Source organism: Stenotrophomonas sp. GD03877 (genome assembly GCF_029840555.1).
Lineage (GTDB): Bacteria > Pseudomonadota > Gammaproteobacteria > Xanthomonadales > Xanthomonadaceae > Stenotrophomonas > Stenotrophomonas geniculata.
In genome coordinates this window covers 17,356-35,229 of sequence record NZ_JAOCCT010000016.1, presented here as the reverse complement: position 1 = coordinate 35,229, position 17,874 = coordinate 17,356, and the positions used below count along the sequence as shown (strand labels likewise).

Here is a 17,874-nt window from a genome sequence, read left to right as displayed (position 1 = left end):
TCTTTTGGTCGAAGGTTCGAATCCTTCACGGCCCACCAATGCAGTCAATGACTTAAAGCGCCCTGGTGGCGCTTTTTTCATCGCTTCCGTAATTTCCTCCGTAATTCGGTGCCTGCGATGGTCCTCCGGGTCTAGGCAAGTGCATACTCTGCACGCCATCTTCACCCAGATGGCTGGGCATGAGAGGGTGGGGAAATTACACAAGGGGGAAGTGATGGACCATGATCCGCTAAAGCAACTTTCGGCCAAGCGGCGTACATACGCTGACCTGAGCCGCTTCATATCGTCGCGCACTTCAGAGGTTCCTAACTACACGTTCCTGCTGGGAGCGGGCTGCTCAGTTTCTTCAGGCGTGCGCAGCGCCGGAGCGCTAGTGGAGGAATGGCGGCGCGAGGTGTTCGAGCGCCTTTACCCAGGGGATGCCTACGAAGTTGATGCTGCTAAGGAACGGCTTAGTAAGCTTGAGGGCGTTTGGTACAACCCAAATCGGGAGTACTCTGCGCTTTTTGAAAAGAATTTTGACTTGCCTCGACAGAGGCGTATGTTTGTTGAGAAAGAAGTTGCTGGGAAAGTGCCTAATCTTGGCTATGCTTACTTGATTAGGTTGGTGGATCACGGCTATATCAATACGATATTTACGACCAATTTTGATGACCTGATAACCGAATCGTTCTTCCAGTTTTCGCAGAGCCGCCCAATGATGTGTGCTCACGATTCGGCAATCTCAAGCGTATCGGTAACATCTACGCGTCCAAAAATTATAAAGCTTCACGGCGATTATCTATTCGATGATATCAAATCGACCGTTAGGGAGACGGAGTCCCTAGAGGAGAATACCCGGAAGAAATTCGTAGAGTTCGGAAGGGATTTCGGTCTGGTCGTGGTGGGTTATAGTGGCTGCGATAGATCTATCATGGACGTCCTTCAGTATCTTCTTAGAAGCGAGGACCATTTCAAGCACGGAATATACTGGTGCATCCGTAAGGGCGAGGCGCCCAGTGATGAGTTGATCAAGCTGCTTTGGCGTGACCGAGTCTACTTTGTCGAGATTGACGGATTTGATGAGCTGATGGGGCAGCTTCATAACGACCTGGTCGGTAATAGTCTGCCCATCGACACTGGAATTGTTAACGATAAGCCTCGGACAATAATTAAGGGTTTTTGTGAAAATACCTATTTGGGTAGCTCGAGTTCTGAGGTGATCAAAAGAGATCTCGAGATCCTAGAGCGGCAAAATTCACGTGAGGAGCTATTCAGTACATTCCGAGACATAAAGAGGTTTCCTCAGGAATCAGATGACGATGAAATCAGCGATCGAGAGACGGTCGCGATGATCGAGATTCGTCGCCTCATCGATTCCAACTCGTTCTCGGAAGCGCGTGACAGGATACGATCTGAACTTGAGAAGCATCCTGGAGCTCGCGCGCGTGAACGCTTTTATGATCTGCTGGTCAGGACTGAGGAGTTTGCCGGAGACGTTAAAGCGGCGATAAGAGTTTTGGATGATTTAATTGCTCTGGATTCTCGCGATCCAGATAACTACATTCGTAAGACTCATCTCCTGCATGATCACGATGCGCGGATGGTCGCTGTTAATTCCTGCCTCGAAGTCGCTCCCAATAGCTACAAGGTACATAATGCAGCGCTGGCAGCGCTCTTGGATGCTAGGCGAGCTGGATTAGGCTTCGACAGCAGCACGCTTAGTGAGAAAATTGAGCATCATTTCCAGGCTAGCATACGGTGCAATCCGGGGCTAAATAATTGGGCGTGGGATATGCTCGGGAAGCATCTGTACAAGGAAGTCATGCCCAAGGATGATTTCCGTCGAAGAATGGATGAGATCGTTTCTCGCTGTTCATCTATGGATCCAGCGTCATTGAGGGCATTGCGTGCGCGCCTAAATAGACTGTCCCGGTACAAGGAAGATAGGGCTTCTGGCGAAGCTGAAGCTTTATTGTCGGATATAGCTGCGGCTGCCAAGCAAAAGCCACAGTTTCTTCGGGCTGACTATGCTTGGCTCGAAATGGACGCAATGTCTGCGCTTGGTAAAACGGCAGAACTTTCCAAGAAGGTCAGTGAACTAAATTTGGATTCTGATCTTTCGTCCAGCAGGGATTTCCTTGTCCGGAAGGCCAGCCATCTGCTAGAAGCCAGTGGTGACCTGACGGGCGCTGTCGTAGCCATGAAAGCTGCGCTCAAGGCTGAAAAATCTCCCGATGACGCGCTCCACCTTGCTCGGTATTACGTTTATCAGAAAGACCCTTCTGGAGTTGCTGATATAATTAAGGAGTACGGCAAGAGATTCTATCCATTGCATCGCCATCTCCTGACTCGAAGTGAATCCTTGGCTCGCGGTAACGTTGAAGGTGCTCTTGCTCAGTTGCGTGCGATGAATACGCTTAGAATAATTGGCGTGGATCAAGCCAATGAGGAAATTCATGACCTGCTTCTGTTGAAGAAATACAGGGAGGCGGAGCAAATTGCGAAGACGGCGCTGGAGAAAGTCGGCTGGAGTGTTGCACATCCAGAGTTGCTTATTAATTATGAATTGGCGCGGGTTAGGCAGGACGAATCTCCCAAAAAGGCTAAGTTGCAAGACGTAATTGATAAGTCAGGCAACGAGGCTGCGTCAGCTTGTGCATATTTCTTGATGGGAAATATGGAGAAGTGCAAGGAGTTGCTCAAGACGGAATTGCGACGCAATCGGGAAAATCGGTATATCTACGAGGATTGGGCAATCTTCTCGGACGCGAAGGGGAGATCTGTCCTAGAGGCAGCGGTCAATTCTGCTAACTGATCTGTGGCCCCACCCGGATTCTTGCGGGTTCGGGTGGGCTTCGATCCGTGCCATTAACTTTGTCGGTCTCCAGATGGTTTGACTTTAGGGATACTCTTGTCATAAATCTTCATCATCGCGCCGGTAATACCGAGCGCATCTTGGCGGTCGGCGCGATTGCCGACAGTGTCGGGCCCCCTTCCGCTTGAGGTTGTGCAGGCTGAAGCGTTCCTCTGCCACGATGACCCCAGAGCTGATTGCGAGCTGGATGAAGCGCTGCCACGTGCTGTCCAGGCCGGTCTTCTGCAAGGGTTCGCCATGCTCTGCAAGGAATAGATAGCGCTGATCGGCCCGCATCTGCACCGGCAAGCTGTGGCGCTCGATGATGGCTTCGCGCCGAGCGATTGCAGTATCCCATGCGCTCCGTAGCCGCGGGGGCCATTCCACCAGGCTATCGCGACTGCGCTTTCGGCGATTGGTGCGCAGCCCTTCAGTCGTGCCTTGCGCCTCAGTGAGCCTGAGCGTCTCAATGCCGCGCAGTCTACAAAGGTAGCCCAGCTCCGTGATCATCCACAGGTATGGCGGTACTGAACCCTCTGTCCTAGCTGTTCGCTTGGAGCGTTCGCGCGCGAACGCTATCAACTTGGCATAGGCTTCATCGGTAGGAAGTCGTTGACGCTTACGCTCCTTCGCCTGCTCAAGTCCCTGGCAGGGTTATGGTTCACGATGCCCTGATTCAATGCCCAGCGGAGCACGAGCCGCGAGTAGCGCAGCACCTTGTTTGCCTTAGTGGGTGTTCCTGCCGATTCGATCCGATCAACAAGGCGTTGGAAATTGTGATTCCGCAGTTTGTTGACTTGGAGCTTGCCGAACGGCACTCCCAAGTTCGAGGGGTAGCTCACGAACTTGGGCGCCGACTCGTAGTCCGGACGTGTGCCAAGCGCAAGCCCCTTGAACTCGGCACTGAGTGCAGACCCATTCAACTGTTCCGGTTCCTTCTCCGGCTTCCATGAGTCCGTGTAACTCGGAAAGCTTGGCGTGGGGCCCCGCGACCGTTCGGCGAGCTTTCCGGGAACCGATGGCGCATACGTCTGGTTCTGCAGGATGCTGTGAACGATCTGGTTTGGCCGGAGAAGAAGGTTGCGGCGCAGGATGCGGCTAAGGCGGCCAAGATGTGAAAGGGCACCTATCTGAAAGTCCATGCCCTCGCTACTGCCGTGCTTGGACAAGCGCTGGAGGATGGGCGACGAGAGTTCAAGATTAGGCTGTTCTTTGCCTGATGGCCGGCGTTAAGCTAACGAGCTAAATAGGAGCGGGCGGAGCGGCATGGACAAGCATGATTTGGATTTATTAGGAAACGCAATCGACAGTCTGGTGGAGGCGCTAGAGAAGTTTGAGCAAGGAGACAATGGGAATCCGAAGGCCTACAAATTTGCAGTCCTTCATATGGCGCATTTTGTCGAACTAATCTTCAAGCATCATATTACTCAGAAGCACCCATTGTTGATCTATGCGAGGCCTTTCGATGAAAAGCTCAATACACAAAAGACGATTGGGCTATGGGAAGCAATCAACTTCATCAACAACGAAGAGGCCGGCGCCGTTTCGAAGGATTTTCGTAGTGATCTAGACTGGCTGAAGAACCTGCGGAACCAGATTGAGCATCATAAGTTCGAAATGAATGTTGCTGAGGTTCGCTCGACGATGGGTAGGCTTTTTCGCTCCATGATGCTGTTCATCGAAGATTACACGGACCTAGATTTATTGGAAGAAATTCCGAAAGAAGTGAAGGCCACGTTCAAAGTTCTGTCCGATGAGTACGAGCTGAAGGTTCGGGATGCGCATATGGCAGCCGACGTCGTGGCCCGCTCCGCAAAATTAAATCCATTCGAGAATCGGCCGAACGTTCGAGTGGATTGTGACTGGTGCGGTCATTTCACTATGGTCGTAAACGAAAAATCCCTAACCGGATACAAATGCACGTTGTGTGATAACACGACAAGCGATGATGTTCCGGCCGCATGTGATTGGTGCCAAGAGCGGTTGACGTTTGGCGAACTCTATAGTGACACCATCGAGGACAATGGTGAGCCGCGAGAGGTCTATAGATGCTACCGTTGCTCAGGGCAGTACCACGCTGACAGGTATGAAGACGAGTGATTCATTAATCATCCTTACCGCAGTTGCCGCGAAACTTACCGCATTCGACCGACTGCAGTAAGGAACCTTGCCGCAGTTGCGTTGGGAACCAGTGTTGTTGTTCAATCAATACCGTGGGCGAGGTTCCGATCTACCCGCACTCAACGGCCGCAGGCTTGGACTCGGGAGGTCCAGTCACCTGCGGTTCGTCGTTTCTGGCGTTGGTTCGCGGGCCTGGCCGAGTGGTTTAGGCATCAGCCTTCCAAGCTGAGTGCGTGGGTTCGACTCCCATGGCCCGCTCCATTCATAGCGGTGTCGGCTTCACTGGACCGGGCTTCCGGTGATGGGCGCACCTCGGGACCCGATACCTCTAAGGGTGGGTGGCGCGCGCTGCGCGCATGCGAAAGCTGGTCTGTATTCTTGGAAGCCTCCCGCTGTTCAAGGGGACCAAGGCCGCAAACGTTCGGCCCGCAGGGCATGAGCCCCTGCCCACCGACCACCAAACAGGGCGGCGCCTCGTTCGGCACTTCCGTTGGTCCCTGACGAGCCGGGAGATGTACCGCTGGGCGCAGCTACAGCACGTTGAGACGCTGACCGACATTCAGCATGCAGCGCGGCTCTACTACCTGCAGAAGCTGACCTTCGGCGGGAAAGTGGACGGTCAAACGCTGGGGGTCGGCCCGGCGTCGACAATGCGCATAAACCTGCTGCGGCTGGAGCAGGACCTCAGCGATGCTCAACCGCGGCGCCAGCCTGCGGCCAACACCCCACCGATCTCCAACGGGGAAGGCCCGTAACGCCGTGCCCCGGTTGCTCGTGTCCACGAGGTCGAATCACCCCGTCGGCACTCTTGGCCACCTTGTTGGCCAGCTTGGCCAGCGTCTTCGCGGGCCCGATGCCGATGCAGTTGGGAATGCCGGTCCAGCGGTGCACACGCTGCCGCAGATCACGGGCGAATCTCTCGCGGTCCCGCGCTCCCTCCAGATCGATGAAGCAGAAGGATCAGGCCTCATTGGAGCAACTGTGTTGATGGAGGGGCTTGGCCCCTCCATGAGACGGGCACGGTAGTGCCGGCCGCTGGCCGGCAGCCTTTGGTCTTGCGCCGCTGCCTGGCCTTAGGCTGGGACCAACCCGTTTTCAGCGTCACGCACGCGAGCGTTGAGAATCACCAGCATCTTCCTCATCACCGCCACGATGGCTACTTTTCCTTCCTTGCCGCGGGCCCGCAGCGACCGGTAAAAGTCCCGTAATCGTGGCTCATGTCGCATGGCCGACATGGCTGCCATGTAGAGCACCTGGCGGATCTCGGCCCTGCCGCCATGGATGCTTCGCCTCCCTCGCATGGCTCCGCTGTCGTGGGAGATCGGCGCCACGCCGACCAGGCTGGCAATGGCTTTTCCGCTGATCTGACCCAACTCAGGCAGGTAGCTGGCCAGTACCGCCTGCAATGCCGGGCCGACCCCTTTCATCGACTTCAGCACTGCCAGTTGAGGCTGCTGCGTGACCTGCTCGGCAATTTGCTTTCCCAGCCGCTCGACCAGTGTCTGCAAGCGGGTGATGTTGGCCTGCAGTAGCCGGCGCAATTCACGATCACCGACCATTTCCTGCTGTTGGCGGGCTACGGTCAGTGCCTGCATCGTTTGTCGTCGCGCCCGCACAAACTCACGCAGTTTCCGCTGCCAGGGCTCCAGCGGCTGATAGGAAGGCAATTCCACCAGTGCGGCCATCTGCGCCAATACAAGAGCGTCCAAACGGTCCGTCTTGGCCACTTTACCCAGCCCCTGAGCCAGTCTACGCGCTCGCAGGGCGTTGGCACGGATCACCGGATGGCCGGCCTTGTGAAGGAAGTCCAGGACAGTCTGCTCATAGCCGCCGGTGGCTTCCAGCACGATCTGGCTGACCGGACGCTTCTTCAGCCAAACATCCAATTCAGAAAAGCCGGAGCGGTTATTGCAGACCTGCAGGGTCTGGCCGTCTGTCGTGCCGATATCCAATCGGCGCTTGCTCACATCGATCCCGATCCCGTTCATTGCCCGACTCCGTATAGTCTGCAAGGGTCGAGAGCTCCCCCGCTTGCCCAGTCTTATCGCTTCGAGTGTCAGCTCCAGCAACTGTTCGGGCGGATCAAGGGAGATTCCGGCGTGGGCGCCAAGCTACATGGCGATCGTCGAGATCCAGGCTCGTACGGCGGCCCACGCCGGCTCTCGACACCTACGCTGCCAGATTCCGATCAGATAAGGCTCAGGCTGCCAAACTGCAGCAGGCATCAGGGCTCGAACGGGACACCTCGGGAAGCTAGCGGTGCCGCGCTCGCCGGGAGCGAAGTGCGCAACGGCTGCGACATGCGGCCAGCGACTATCAGCGCGCCGCTGGCCGGCTGGCGGGCCTGGACTTGTCCGAAGACCTGCCGTTCTAGTGTGTGGCCAGACAGCGCAGCTCGAAGGCCAATCAAACCAAACGCTACTGAGGCCAAGCTCTAAGTAGTCGGGTAGACGATTTGTCTATCGGTTCAGATTGAGATAAGTTGCATTAGTCTAGTGAGAGGGCAGCCGAATTTAGTGGCGGAGCTGGGGCGTCTGGGTTGCGTTCCTCAGTTGCAAGGTCATTTTCTCCACGTCCGGCGCACATCTAAAAATTCGAGGGTTGCTGAGTGAGCTTTGAGATCAATCTGGAGGCCGGGTCTGGCGATGAGAGCTGGATCTATGTTGGCGGCAACATCAACAACGTCCGCGAGTGTAAAGTCGGGAAGACGACCAGGAATCTAATCGATCGCCATAGGTCACCGCAAAACACTAGCTTCTTCATCTACGTCGCATTCCAAATAGTTCGCGGCAGCGTGCATGAAATCGAGGTGAATCTACTCGATCACATCAAGCACTTCCTTGGCTATGAGCCTTTGAAGCACTTTAGTACTAGTGGCACCAGTGAGTGTTTCGCTGAAAATCCGGATGTTATGACTGGCATGGTCGAGGATTTCATCGAGTGCAATTATCCCTCATCTGTCCAATATGAGAACGAGCTGCATGGCTACATGAGCCGCTATCAGTGTGATAGTGATATCTCGTACTACATTCAGAACTTCCATCCGACACTCAATCCGATCCCTCAGCCGGAGTCTCGAAATTTGACCAGGGCTGACTATCGGACAGGTAACCAGGAAGTGTACGAGGCAGACTTGGGGGGCGGCATATACGTTGATAATGTATCCGGCATGCAGTTCAGTCGTGATAATAATGATTAACGGGCTGATTTAGCCTGCGGCCAGTTGGCGCAGTTTCATAATATCTGCGCTATCTCCAGCGAGCAGGTCGTAAAGGGTTCTAATCGCGCCGCACTTCTCCGTGTCGTATTCATATTTGTTGTAATGCCGCTTCTGTACGTCACTGAGACCGTGAGACTGCACATGGCCGCGAACCTCTTCGGAGTACCCAGCCGCAGCTAGGTGCGTCTCGACTGTGCGCCGAAGGTCGCCGGGCGTGAACCGGGGCCCTTCCAGCTCGCCGGCGGCATCCATTGCGCTTACCACGCGGTCGAGGCTGCCTTGGAAGAGGTCATAGGAGACCGCCTCCATGCCGTCGGTGATGATGAAGAAGAAAGCGCCCGCCTTCTTGCCCTGGATTGTCAGCAGCGCCGCCATTGCTTGCGGGATCAGAAGCACGACGTGCGCCCTCGGGCGTTTGCGCCGGCCCTTGATGTCTAGGATCCGGATGGACTGGTGGTCGTGGTCTACGTCAGTCGCCACCAGCCAGCCTGACCATCTGAGAGATTCGCTGTGCACCGATCAGCATGTGGAAACGAAGCATGGGCCGCGCGCCCCTGGTATCACGGCGATCCTGAGCCGGTAGGCGCGGAGTTCGGCGACGGATAGGGCATGCTCACGGGAGGTGCCCCTGTCAGCAGTGGCGAGGTCCTGGGCGGGGTTGCGGGACAGGTTTACCGCACGCAGAGCGTCTGGTGCAGCCGCATCCTGTTTCGCGCGGATTGCCGCAGCATAAGCCGCCCGCAGCCTCGCGCAGCTTCTTGATGCGCACCAGCCGCGCCAGAACCGGAATCAGGTCGTCCAGCTCGATCTCCGCTGCAGGCCGATCCTAGAGCGCAGGCCATACCTTCTCGATGTGCAGGGCCACCGCTTTCTCGACATTGCCGGCGCTGACCTTGCCCGCTTCTTTAAGACTCGACACGTATGCGTACATCAGCGCACCGAGCGTCGCCGCACTGCGGGCCGAAGCCGTGGCCTTGGCCAGCGCCACCTCGCGCGCCGCGATGGGCTCATCTGCCAGAAGGGCGGCACGCAAATCGCGCTCGCCGGCTTGGTAGCGGCGAGCCAGGCCAGCCGCCGGTGCGCGAGCCTCCGCCAGGCTCAGGGTGCTACCGAGGCTGAGGCGGTCCTGCTTTCGATTGGGGCCGGTGTAGCGGTAGTAGAATCCGACAGAACCTGATGCGAGCTTGCGAACTTGCAGGACGCCGGCGCCATGGGTGGTTGCGTCGTTGACCCATTCCCCCAGCGCGAGAGCGGCGAGGCCGCGAGCCGTGAGTTGTCCATTTCCCTTCGCCATCTGGTGCCTATTTGGTGCCTACATTGAGTGGGCATGCAGGGTGCCAGCTGGAACTGGTTGAAACGCTAAGGATTGTAAAATTCAGAGGCTTAGCTTAACCGATGGGCCAGGCTGGAACGTGCTGGAACGCGTCGCGTAGGATTTTTAATCTTTTGGTCGAAGGTTCGAATCCTTCACGGCCCACCATTGCATCCCATGACCCAGGTCATTCAGAAAGGCACCGCAATGCGGTGCCTTTTTTGTTGCGCTCCTCCACGGCAACTACTTCGTCCGCGCAGTCTTCGCTTTAGCCGCCGCCGCGTCAGCAGCCTCCTGTGCGGCCGTTGCTGCTGCATTCGCAGAACGTGCCGCCTCCGCTCTTGCCGCCTCGAAATAGGTGAGCCGCTGCAGGCTGGTTCTGCGTTCCAGTTCCATTGCTGCGGCGAAGCTCTCCGGATGCTTTGCAGCACAGGCCTCCTGCACCAGTTGCACGGCACGATCAGACAGCCCGGGCTGGATGTTGCCGAGCAGGCAATCGGCATACGGTACGGGCGCGGCCGAGCTGGCGGCCAGCGCGGCGATGAGCAGGGCACTCAACATGCAAACCTCCTTGTAGGTTTCGAAGGGACTGGCAACCAGTCCGTCCCAAGTATGGACCGGATCTGGGTGAAACGGCGGCTACGCCGGCCGGATATCCCGGCACACCAGTTCCGCCGGCCCGCGGCAGGCGAAGAACAACCCATCGATTAGCCCCTCATCCAGATGGCGGTCGGGCGTGGCCATCGACCGGCAGCGTTCGGCGGCGTGCAGCATTTCCGCCACGGTCAGCATGCCAACGGCGGCACGCTCCGCGTGTGCCATCGCCTGTTCCCGCCCGGGCGGCAGATCGGTTTCCGGCCAGGGCAGGCCGTCGGCGCCGTCGCGGATGCGCTTGAGGCATCCCAGAATGCGCATCCACGCATGGCGTGGATCTACTTTCGCCTGAGAACAATCGCTGCGATGACGGCTGCGATGCCGACCGGGATCAGGACGACCGCCAGAAGAATGATCCAGTGCCAAATGCTGAATCCCCCCATGTCCCAACTCCTTGTAGGAAACGATGAATGTTAGCAAACGTGATTGCAGTCATTTCCCGATACAGTTCAAGCATCGCGCAGCGCCGTAGCATACGTGCAGGCATGCCGAATCGGCCGACGCCTTGGCCTTGGCGTTATGCTCAGCGCTTTCCCAGGATGGGCCGCTCCATGCGCTTGATCGTGCTGTCGCTGTTGTTGTCCGTCGTCTCCGCCGCGCCGCTGATGGCCGCCGAACCGGCGCCGCCCGCACAATCAGCTGCCGCAACCCCTCTGGTCATCGGCGAGACCTTCACCATCGAGTCGAAGGCGCTGGGCGAAACCCGCCGCATCAATGTCTACCGCCCGCAGCCGTGGGGCCTGGATCCGAAGGCGCCGCTGCCGGTGCTGTACATGGCAGATGGTGGCATCGGTGAGGATTTCCTGCATGTGGCCGGGCTGGTGCAGGTGCTGAGCGGCAACGGCAGCATGCGTCCGTTCCTGCTGGTCGGCATCGAGAACACCGAGCGCCGCCGCGACATGACCGGCCCCAGCAACGACCCGCAGGACCGGAAGATCGCGCCGCGCGTCGGCGGCTCGGCGGCCTACCGCACGTTCCTGCGCGATGAACTGATGCCGCAGGTGCGCCAGCGCTACCCGACCACCGACGAGCGCGCGCTGATCGGTGAATCGCTGGCCGGCCTGTTCGTGGTCGAAACGCTGCTGCAGGAGCCGACACTGTTCAACAGCTACATCGCGCTGGATCCCAGCCTGTGGTGGAACCGCGGAGCAATGCTGGCCGGGGCGGCCAAGCAGCTGCCGGCGGTGACGCGTGTGCAGCCGCGCGTATTCCTGGCCAGCAGTGGGCAGCCGGAGCTGGCCGCATCCACTGCACGACTGGCCGAGTTGTTGCAGCAGGCTTCGCCGTCGCCGCTGGTGAAGTACCTGCCGTTGCCGGAAGAAACCCACGCTACGATCTATCATCCGGCCGCATTGCAGGCGCTGCGCACGCTGTTCCCGGCGCCGCCGGCCTCGCCCTGACCGCACTGGCAGCCGGTTGCGCACCATGCAAGGATGCGGCAGCGGCGCCATCCGGTGCGCCGCCCGCAATGGGAGCGTGTGGATGCAGCGTGTGCGTGGATGGAGTGTGGCGGCCTGCCTGGCCGTGAGTGGCTGTGCGATGTCGGTGGCGCCGCCGGCAGCGCAGAGTGAAGCGAAGGAGAGCCCGGCCGCCGCTGTGTCGGGCGTGGTGCTGCCTGATACCGAAGCGCTGCGCGTGCACGATCCGATCGGCCGCGATTATCCGGTCTGGGTGGCGTTGCCGGCCGACTACGCCGCACATCCGGAAAAGCACTATCCGGTGCTGTACGTGACCGACGCGCTGTACAGCTTCCCGCTGGTGCGCAGCGTGCGCAACCTGGTGGGCCAGAAGGGTGTCAACATTGAGAATTTCATCCTGGTCGGGCTGCCACCACAGGAAGGCCTGACCTCGAAGCAGAGTCGATCGCGCGATTACACGCCCAGTAATCCGGCGCGTACCGAGGGCTACTACAGTGATGACGTCACCTACGGCGGTGCCGCGCACTATCGTGATTTCCTGGCGGCGCAGGTGCTGCCGATGGTCGATGCACGTTATCGCACCGATCCCGCCCGGCGCATGTTCGCCGGTCATTCCTATGGTGCTCTGTTCGGCGCCTACGTGTTGACGACCCGGCCGGACATGTTCAGCACCTATGTTCTGTCGAGCCCGTCGTTGTGGTTCGACCACCTTCTGCTGCCGCGGATGCAGGATGCCGCTGTGATTCCGGCGCAGCCGACGCGGGTGCTGCTGTCGGTGGGAAGCTATGAGACGGACAAGCCAGGGCCGCGTTACTCAACCGGGAACGACATGCTGCGGCAGACTGCCGACTTCACTGCCCAGCTTGAGCGCAAGGGGCGCGAGCTGAAGGTGGACAACGTGGTGATCGACGGTGAGGACCACCTGACGGTATACCCGCGGGTGATCAGCCGTGCGCTGCTGGAAGTGTTGCCGGGTGAGGGGCCGTATACCGGCGGCTGATGACCCGTTCAATCCACGCCGACGAGAAGTGAAATCAGTAGATCCACGCATGCGTGGATGAATGCCTCACGCGGCCTGTGCATCCGGCCCGGTCAACACGCCCACATCGGCGTGGCGGAAGCACAGGCGGATGGCATCGAGCAGCTCGCTCATGCTGTATGGCTTGGGCAGGAAGTGGATGCCGGCGCGCAGCTGCGGCAGCACGCGATGCTGATCCATGCCGGAGGTGACCAGGATCGGCAGCTGCGGCAGGTGCTCGCGCACGCGGTTGGCGGTTTCGATGCCGCTGATGCCGCCCAGGCAGACGTCGGTGAACAGCAGGTCGAACGGTTCACCGGCGTTGAGCAGGCCCAGCGCGGCCTCGGCGCTGCTGACAGCGGTGACCTGGCAGGCCTGGCTTTCCAGGGCGAGACGGCTCAGTTCCTGGGTTTCCTCGGCGTCCTCGATGAGCAGGACGCGCGGTTCCACAAAGCGCTTGGACAGCAACATGACGCGGCAACTCCGGACAACAGGGGGAGCGAAAGGCGCGCAAGTATGCGCAAGCCGGTAGTGATCCCGGCGTGCACGGCAAGCTAAGTGGGCGTTACAACCGCGTCTGGCGCCGGCGATGCACGTGCCAGGCCAGGATCGCGACCGCGAGCAGGGCGGTGCCGATGCGCAGGCCGGTGGCCTGCCAGCCCAGTGCAACGGCGTCATCAAGGCTGAACACGTTCCAGGCCAGGTTCATCGATACGTGCAGGACCAGGCCGCACCACAAGGTGTCACCGTCGAGGTGGTCGAGCCAGGCGAAGATGAAGCCGCCCAGGGCGATCACCGCGCCGACGAACAGCGCGAGGCCGCCACCGTCGAAGCCGCCGAAGCCCAGCCAGTGCACCATGCCGAACAACAGCGCCTGCGGCAGTGCGAGCCATGGCCAGGGGCCGCGCACGATCTTCACCAGCAGTACGAAGCCCAGGCCGCGGAAGAGCACTTCCTCGGCCAGCGGGAACAGCACCGCCAGCATGGTGGCATCCAGTGCGGTCAGTGCCTTGTTCGGCGTACCGAGCAGCGCCAGGCCCAGCCAGCAGGGCAGGCTGGCCAGCAGTACCCAGAACGGGCCGCCCCAGCCGTTGCCGCGCAGCCCCAGGCTGGTCATCAGGCCCATCCCGCGTGGCCGCAGCAGCGCGGCCAGCAGGAGTGCCACGAGCACGGCCAGCGCGTTGTCGAGCAGGCTGCCGCCGTAAGCAATGGGCAAGGCGGGAATCGGCGTGCCTGCGGCGGCTGCGATGTCGCGCAGATTCAGGCCAACGCCGACGCCGAGCAGCACCAGCAGCAGGCGCGCGGCGCTGGGCAGGCGGGACAGGACGGTCATGCACGCACTCCCTGCGGAACCAGCATGCAGTGTGGAAGGAGCCGGGCACGCTGGCACGCGCCGGAAGTCCCTGTGCCATCGGTCATGTGTTGCCGCACAGTCATCACAGGGCAGGTACAGTCGTTACCAGACCGACAGGAGCAATGCCGATGCTGTGCCCCGTGTGCAAGACCCAGACCCTGCAGATGGCCGAACGCCATGGCATCGAGATCGACTATTGCCCTGGTTGCCGTGGTGTCTGGCTGGATCGTGGTGAACTGGACAAGATCATCGAGCGCGCGGGTGCGGGTAGTGCGGTACCGCCGCCCGCCCCGGCGCAGTCGCAGCCGGCCGCCGCGCCGCCGCCGGTGATGCATCGCGACACCCGTCATCTGGGCCAGCGCTACGAGGACAACCGGGGCCAGCAGTACAGCCACGGCTACAAGAAAAAGAAGAAGGACAGCTTCCTGTCGGAGTTGTTCGATTTCTAGTTTGTAGCGTCGAGCCATGCTCGACTGGATGTTGCAGGCCATAGTCGAGCATGGGTCGACGCTACATGGAGCGCGTGATCACGGCCGCCGCATGATGAGCTCGCGGTCATGCGTGTCGCCGACGATGAAGTCGTACTCGCCGACCTTGCTGCACCCATAGCGCGCGTAGAAGCGCTGCGCGCCGAAGTTTTCTTCCCATACGCCCACCCACAGGGTGCGGCGCTGCGGCTGGTCCAGCCAGGCCATGAACGCGTCCATCATGCGTGCACCATGGCCGCCGTTCTGGTGTGCAGCCAGAATGTAGAACCGCTTCAGTTCGATGTCGCCCTCGCATGCATCCGTGTGCGGCAGGGTGTTGGCACCGGCGGCCAGATAGCCGACCACGGCGTCACCGTCCATCAGCAGCCAGATGGCACTGCGTGGGTCGGACAGTTCGATGCGCTGCGGTTCGCTGCTGTAGTGATCCTGCAGGAAATCGTGCAGGTCCTGCGGCGGATATGAGTCGCCCCAGGTCTCGGTATAGGTGGCGATGGCGATCGCCGAAAGCGTGTCGACGTCGGCGAGGGTGGCGCGGCGGATCTGCAACGACATGGCGGTGCCTGCATTGGAACGTGGCGCAGTGTAGCCGGCCCCGGCGGCTGCCGGGGCTGGCCACTGCTCACGTAACGCTGCTCAGAACCACATGCGCACGCCAGCGACCCAACGCGTGTCGCGCGCGTGGTCACCGGCATAGTCAGAGGTGTCGCCGAAACTGCGTTCGTGGCTGATGCCGATGTACGGCGCGAAGCGGCGGCTGAACTCATAGCGCAGTCGCAGCCCGGCTTCGACCTTGTTCAGGCCACGGCCGATGCCGTACTCCGGTTCATCCTTGGCTGCCACTGTGGCTTCCAGCAGCGGCTGCAGGATCAAACGGTTGGTCAGCAGCACGTCGTACTCGACTTCGGCCTTGGCCAGCACCTGGCCGCCGGAGCCCATGTACAGCGTGGCCGAGCTCTCGAACTTGTAGGGCGCCAGGCCCTGGATGCCGATGGCTGCCCACGTGCGGGAGTCGGCCGGTCGGAAGTCCTGGCGCACACCGACCAGCACGTCCCACCACGGCGACACGCTGCGGCCATACAGTGCTTCAAGCGACGATGATTCGGTGCGGCCACGGCTGCGTTCGCCATCGGTGCGCAGCCACAGGCGGTTGATGTTGCCGCCGATCCAGCCCGTGGCCTCCCAGGCCTGGCCGTTGCTGCTCTTGCCATCCCAATGCTCGAGGCGGTCGATCAGCAGCAGGCTGTTGATCTCCGGCGCATGCTCCATCGCACCGTGGGCGATGGGCGGGAATGCAGCGGCACGGTCGGCATCGGTAGGCACCGGGATCGGTTCGAGGGGTTCGGTCGGTGCGGGCGTGCCGTGACCCATCGCCGAATGGTCCATCTTCGAGTGGTCCATCGTGGAGTGGTCCATCGTGGAGTGGTCCATGCCGGCGTGATCCGCCGCACTCATGTCCATCTTCAAATGATCCATCTTCGAATGATCGACCGATTCGGCCGGCGTCTTCGCGGTCTTCGCCGGCGCGTCCATCGCGGCCATGTCATGGCCTGCGTGCGACTGCGCGAACACCGGCAATGCGGCGGCCAGGCCCAGGGCCAGCAGGCTGGGGGAAAGCAGTGAGCGGCTCATTCTTCGATCCTCACTTCGCGCATCATGCCCGCTTCCATGTGGTACAGCAGATGGCAGTGGTAGGCCCAGCGGCCGAGCGCATCGGCGCGCACGCGATAGCTGCGGCGCGTGCCCGGCGGCATGTCGATGGTGTGCTTGCGCAGCTGGAATTCGCCCTGTGCGTTTTCCAGATCGCTCCACACGCCGTGCAGGTGGATCGGGTGCTGCATCATGGTGTCGTTGACCAGCACGATGCGCATGCGCTCGCCGTAGTTCAGCCGCAGCGGCTCGGCGCTGGCGAACGGGATGCCGTCGAATGACCAGGAGAATTTCTCCATGTGGCCGGTCAGGTGCAGCTCGATCTCGCGGCTCGGCTCGCGGCCATCAGGATCCTCGAACAGGCTGCGCATCGCGCCGTAGGTCAGCACCTGGCGGCCGTTGTCGCGCAGGCCGATGCCGGGGTCGTCCAGCTTCGGTTCGGTGGCCGAACTCTGCATGTCCACCAGCGGGTTGTTGCGTTCGCTGGCCGGATGCTTCGGTGCCTTGCTGGCGGTATCGCCGCCGTGCGCGCCGTGGCCCATGCTGGCACCGCAGCTGCCTTCCATGCCCTTCATCGCGGCCATGTCGTGGCCACTGTGCCCACCACTGCCCATGTCGTGCCCCATGTCGCTCATCGTCAGCAACGGGCGTGGGTCGCGTGCGGGAATCGGTGCCTGCAGGCCATGGCGAACCGCCAGCGTGCCGGCGGCGTAGCCGGTGCGGCCCATGTCCTGGCAGAAGATCGTGAAGGCGTCCTGGCCGGTGGGTTCGACCAGCACGTCGTAGGTTTCGGCGGGAGCGATGCGGAATTCGTCGATGCTGACCGGGTGGATGTACTGGCCGTCAGCGGCGACCACGGTCATCTTCAAACCGGGGATGCGCACGTCGAAATAGGTCATCGACCCGCCATTGATGAAGCGCAGCAGCACCTTTTCGCCGCTGCGGAACAGGCCGGTCCAGTTGCCGGCCGGGGCGGTGCCGTTCATCAGGTAGGTGTAGGTATGCGCGTTGATGTCGGAGATATCGGTCGGCGTCATCCGCATCCGGCCCCACATGCCGCGGTCGGACAGCGCGGCCGACCAGCCGTCGCGCTTCACGTCACGCAGGAAGTCGGGCAGCGTGCGCTTGTAGTAGTTGTCGTGCTCGGCAAGCTTCTTCATGCGCCGGAACAGCGCGCCCGGGTCCATGTCGGTCCAGTCGGACAGCATGATCACGTGCTCGCGGTCGTGGTGGTACGGCGCCGGTTCGGCCGGATCGATGATCAGCGCACCGTACAGGCCGGCCTGCTCCTGGAACATCGAGTGGCTGTGGTACCAGTAGGTGCCCGACTGCTTCAGCTGGAAGTGGTAGTGGTAGGTCTCGCCGGGGCCGATGCCGTTGAAGCTCAGGCCCGGCACGCCGTCCATGTTGGCCGGCAGCAGGATGCCGTGCCAGTGGATGGAGGTCGGGTGGCGTCCCAGCGTGTTGCGCACGAACAGGTCCACGGTCTGGCCTTCGCGCCAGCGCAGGATCGGCGCGGGCAGCGAGCCGTTGACGGTGATCGCCGGGCGGGTGCGGCCGGTGAAATTGGCCAGCGATTCGCCGATGGCCAATTCGATGCGGGTGTCGCTGAGCACGGCGGGGGCGCCGGCCAGGCGTGGGGCAGCCGTGGCGGCGGCGAGCGCGCGCTGCGGCACGCCGACAGCGGCGATGCCGGCAACCACGCCACCGGCGGCCAGGCCCTGCACGAACAGGCGGCGCGACGGCATGGGCACAGCGCCCGGACCGGGGGGAATGCGGGTATTCATGGTGGTGACTCCAGACACG

General features: G+C 60.7%; 19 protein-coding genes, 1 tRNA gene and 1 pseudogene. 8 read left to right on the top strand and 13 right to left on the bottom strand.

Annotated features, from left to right (window positions below; all coding sequences use genetic code 11):
• The first annotated feature begins 214 nt into the window (after nt 1–214).
• A complete protein-coding gene (locus N5D20_RS13270) occupies nt 215–2,797 on the top strand; it encodes an SIR2 family protein (protein ID WP_197579536.1) in 2,583 nt (860 codons plus the stop codon).
• A 99-nt stretch (nt 2,798–2,896) separates the two neighbouring features.
• Here the strand turns inward: N5D20_RS13270 and N5D20_RS13265 are convergent, their stop codons facing one another.
• Together N5D20_RS13265 and N5D20_RS13260 are read right to left on the bottom strand one after the other, a co-directional pair.
• The gene (locus tag N5D20_RS13265; RefSeq protein ID WP_279914458.1) at nt 2,897–3,346 is read right to left on the bottom strand and encodes an integrase; all 450 of its coding nucleotides are present in this window, start codon (nt 3,344–3,346) and stop codon (nt 2,897–2,899) included.
• 68 nt (nt 3,347–3,414) lie between these two features.
• Entirely contained in the window at nt 3,415–3,978 is a 564-nt protein-coding gene (locus N5D20_RS13260) for a hypothetical protein (RefSeq protein WP_197579537.1), read from the bottom strand.
• A gap of 124 nt (nt 3,979–4,102) precedes the next feature.
• On the opposite strand from N5D20_RS13260, the gene N5D20_RS13255 reads away from it, so the two are divergent.
• The 3 genes and pseudogenes from N5D20_RS13255 to N5D20_RS13245 all read left to right on the top strand — a co-directional run.
• Complete coding sequence (locus tag N5D20_RS13255; protein WP_197579538.1) at nt 4,103–4,936, top strand: hypothetical protein; 834 nt, start codon at nt 4,103–4,105, stop codon at nt 4,934–4,936.
• A 207-nt stretch (nt 4,937–5,143) separates the two neighbouring features.
• Nucleotides 5,144–5,218, top strand: a tRNA-Gly gene (locus N5D20_RS13250).
• A gap of 224 nt (nt 5,219–5,442) precedes the next feature.
• Nucleotides 5,443–5,646: pseudogene (locus N5D20_RS13245) on the top strand (DNA adenine methylase); the annotation flags it as partial.
• On the opposite strand, the gene N5D20_RS13240 reads toward N5D20_RS13245, so the two are convergent.
• Complete coding sequence (locus N5D20_RS13240; RefSeq protein ID WP_343239049.1) at nt 5,642–5,860, bottom strand: hypothetical protein; 219 nt, start codon at nt 5,858–5,860, stop codon at nt 5,642–5,644. The pseudogene N5D20_RS13245 and the gene N5D20_RS13240 overlap by 5 nt on opposite strands.
• Nucleotides 5,861–6,030: 170 nt before the next feature.
• Nucleotides 6,031–6,945, bottom strand: coding sequence for an IS110 family transposase (locus tag N5D20_RS13235; protein WP_279948126.1), 915 nt, complete (start codon nt 6,943–6,945; stop codon nt 6,031–6,033).
• Between the two features lie 620 nt (nt 6,946–7,565).
• On the opposite strand from N5D20_RS13235, the gene N5D20_RS13230 reads away from it, so the two are divergent.
• Nucleotides 7,566–8,156, top strand: a complete 591-nt coding sequence (locus tag N5D20_RS13230; protein WP_197579587.1) for a hypothetical protein — start codon at nt 7,566–7,568, stop codon at nt 8,154–8,156.
• A gap of 9 nt (nt 8,157–8,165) precedes the next feature.
• Here the strand turns inward: N5D20_RS13230 and N5D20_RS13225 are convergent, their stop codons facing one another.
• From N5D20_RS13225 to N5D20_RS13210, 4 genes are all read right to left on the bottom strand, one after another.
• Complete coding sequence (locus N5D20_RS13225) at nt 8,166–8,573, bottom strand: hypothetical protein (RefSeq protein ID WP_197579586.1); 408 nt, start codon at nt 8,571–8,573, stop codon at nt 8,166–8,168.
• A gap of 430 nt (nt 8,574–9,003) precedes the next feature.
• Nucleotides 9,004–9,471, bottom strand: a complete 468-nt coding sequence (locus tag N5D20_RS13220; protein ID WP_197579585.1) for an integrase arm-type DNA-binding domain-containing protein — start codon at nt 9,469–9,471, stop codon at nt 9,004–9,006.
• A 261-nt stretch (nt 9,472–9,732) separates the two neighbouring features.
• The gene (locus tag N5D20_RS13215; protein ID WP_010481695.1) at nt 9,733–10,050 is read right to left on the bottom strand and encodes a hypothetical protein; all 318 of its coding nucleotides are present in this window, start codon (nt 10,048–10,050) and stop codon (nt 9,733–9,735) included.
• Between the two features lie 78 nt (nt 10,051–10,128).
• Nucleotides 10,129–10,563: a hypothetical protein gene (locus N5D20_RS13210; RefSeq protein ID WP_197579584.1), complete on the bottom strand. Its 435-nt coding sequence runs from the start codon at nt 10,561–10,563 to the stop codon at nt 10,129–10,131.
• A gap of 131 nt (nt 10,564–10,694) precedes the next feature.
• Here N5D20_RS13210 and N5D20_RS13205 point away from each other — a divergent pair, with 131 nt between their 5' ends.
• Nucleotides 10,695–11,543, top strand: coding sequence for an alpha/beta hydrolase-fold protein (locus N5D20_RS13205; RefSeq protein WP_197579583.1), 849 nt, complete (start codon nt 10,695–10,697; stop codon nt 11,541–11,543).
• Nucleotides 11,544–11,625: 82 nt separating this feature from the next.
• The gene (locus N5D20_RS13200; RefSeq protein WP_197579582.1) at nt 11,626–12,561 is read left to right on the top strand and encodes an alpha/beta hydrolase-fold protein; all 936 of its coding nucleotides are present in this window, start codon (nt 11,626–11,628) and stop codon (nt 12,559–12,561) included.
• A gap of 66 nt (nt 12,562–12,627) precedes the next feature.
• Here the strand turns inward: N5D20_RS13200 and N5D20_RS13195 are convergent, their stop codons facing one another.
• Nucleotides 12,628–13,050, bottom strand: coding sequence for a response regulator (locus N5D20_RS13195; RefSeq protein ID WP_197579581.1), 423 nt, complete (start codon nt 13,048–13,050; stop codon nt 12,628–12,630).
• A gap of 94 nt (nt 13,051–13,144) precedes the next feature.
• Complete coding sequence (locus N5D20_RS13190; RefSeq protein WP_197579580.1) at nt 13,145–13,912, bottom strand: CPBP family glutamic-type intramembrane protease; 768 nt, start codon at nt 13,910–13,912, stop codon at nt 13,145–13,147.
• 149 nt (nt 13,913–14,061) lie between these two features.
• On the opposite strand from N5D20_RS13190, the gene N5D20_RS13185 reads away from it, so the two are divergent.
• On the top strand, nt 14,062–14,382 hold the full coding sequence (locus N5D20_RS13185) for a zf-TFIIB domain-containing protein (RefSeq protein WP_010481706.1): 321 nt from the start codon (nt 14,062–14,064) through the stop codon (nt 14,380–14,382).
• Nucleotides 14,383–14,460: 78 nt separating this feature from the next.
• On the opposite strand, the gene N5D20_RS13180 is transcribed toward N5D20_RS13185, so the two are convergent.
• The 3 genes from N5D20_RS13180 to N5D20_RS13170 all read right to left on the bottom strand — a co-directional run bounded on the left by N5D20_RS13180 (nt 14,461) and on the right by N5D20_RS13170 (nt 17,855).
• Nucleotides 14,461–14,973 (bottom strand): GNAT family N-acetyltransferase, encoded by a 513-nt coding sequence (locus N5D20_RS13180; RefSeq protein ID WP_197579579.1) that lies wholly within the window; start codon nt 14,971–14,973, stop codon nt 14,461–14,463.
• 81 nt (nt 14,974–15,054) lie between these two features.
• Entirely contained in the window at nt 15,055–16,050 is a 996-nt protein-coding gene (locus tag N5D20_RS13175; protein ID WP_197579578.1) for a copper resistance protein B, read from the bottom strand.
• Nucleotides 16,047–17,855, bottom strand: coding sequence for a copper resistance system multicopper oxidase (locus tag N5D20_RS13170; protein WP_197579577.1), 1,809 nt, complete (start codon nt 17,853–17,855; stop codon nt 16,047–16,049). The genes N5D20_RS13175 and N5D20_RS13170 overlap by 4 nt, the downstream gene beginning before the upstream one ends.
• Between the last annotated feature and the right edge of the window lie 19 nt (nt 17,856–17,874).

What these genes read in the sequence shown, in the direction of transcription:
- N5D20_RS13270 (WP_197579536.1), top strand. Translation starts at nt 215, where the DNA reads ATGGACCATGATCCGCTAAAGCAACTTTCGGCCAAGCGGCGTACATAC.
- N5D20_RS13265 (WP_279914458.1), bottom strand. Translation starts at nt 3,346, where the DNA reads ATGATCACGGAGCTGGGCTACCTTTGTAGACTGCGCGGCATTGAGACG.
- N5D20_RS13260 (WP_197579537.1), bottom strand. Translation starts at nt 3,978, where the DNA reads ATGGACTTTCAGATAGGTGCCCTTTCACATCTTGGCCGCCTTAGCCGC.
- N5D20_RS13255 (WP_197579538.1), top strand. Translation starts at nt 4,103, where the DNA reads ATGGACAAGCATGATTTGGATTTATTAGGAAACGCAATCGACAGTCTG.
- N5D20_RS13235 (WP_279948126.1), bottom strand. Translation starts at nt 6,945, where the DNA reads ATGAACGGGATCGGGATCGATGTGAGCAAGCGCCGATTGGATATCGGC.
- N5D20_RS13220 (WP_197579585.1), bottom strand. Translation starts at nt 9,471, where the DNA reads ATGGCGAAGGGAAATGGACAACTCACGGCTCGCGGCCTCGCCGCTCTC.
- N5D20_RS13215 (WP_010481695.1), bottom strand. Translation starts at nt 10,050, where the DNA reads ATGTTGAGTGCCCTGCTCATCGCCGCGCTGGCCGCCAGCTCGGCCGCG.
- N5D20_RS13205 (WP_197579583.1), top strand. Translation starts at nt 10,695, where the DNA reads ATGCGCTTGATCGTGCTGTCGCTGTTGTTGTCCGTCGTCTCCGCCGCG.
- N5D20_RS13200 (WP_197579582.1), top strand. Translation starts at nt 11,626, where the DNA reads ATGCAGCGTGTGCGTGGATGGAGTGTGGCGGCCTGCCTGGCCGTGAGT.
- N5D20_RS13195 (WP_197579581.1), bottom strand. Translation starts at nt 13,050, where the DNA reads ATGTTGCTGTCCAAGCGCTTTGTGGAACCGCGCGTCCTGCTCATCGAG.
- N5D20_RS13190 (WP_197579580.1), bottom strand. Translation starts at nt 13,912, where the DNA reads ATGACCGTCCTGTCCCGCCTGCCCAGCGCCGCGCGCCTGCTGCTGGTG.
- N5D20_RS13185 (WP_010481706.1), top strand. Translation starts at nt 14,062, where the DNA reads ATGCTGTGCCCCGTGTGCAAGACCCAGACCCTGCAGATGGCCGAACGC.
- N5D20_RS13180 (WP_197579579.1), bottom strand. Translation starts at nt 14,973, where the DNA reads ATGTCGTTGCAGATCCGCCGCGCCACCCTCGCCGACGTCGACACGCTT.
- N5D20_RS13175 (WP_197579578.1), bottom strand. Translation starts at nt 16,050, where the DNA reads ATGAGCCGCTCACTGCTTTCCCCCAGCCTGCTGGCCCTGGGCCTGGCC.
- N5D20_RS13170 (WP_197579577.1), bottom strand. Translation starts at nt 17,855, where the DNA reads ATGAATACCCGCATTCCCCCCGGTCCGGGCGCTGTGCCCATGCCGTCG.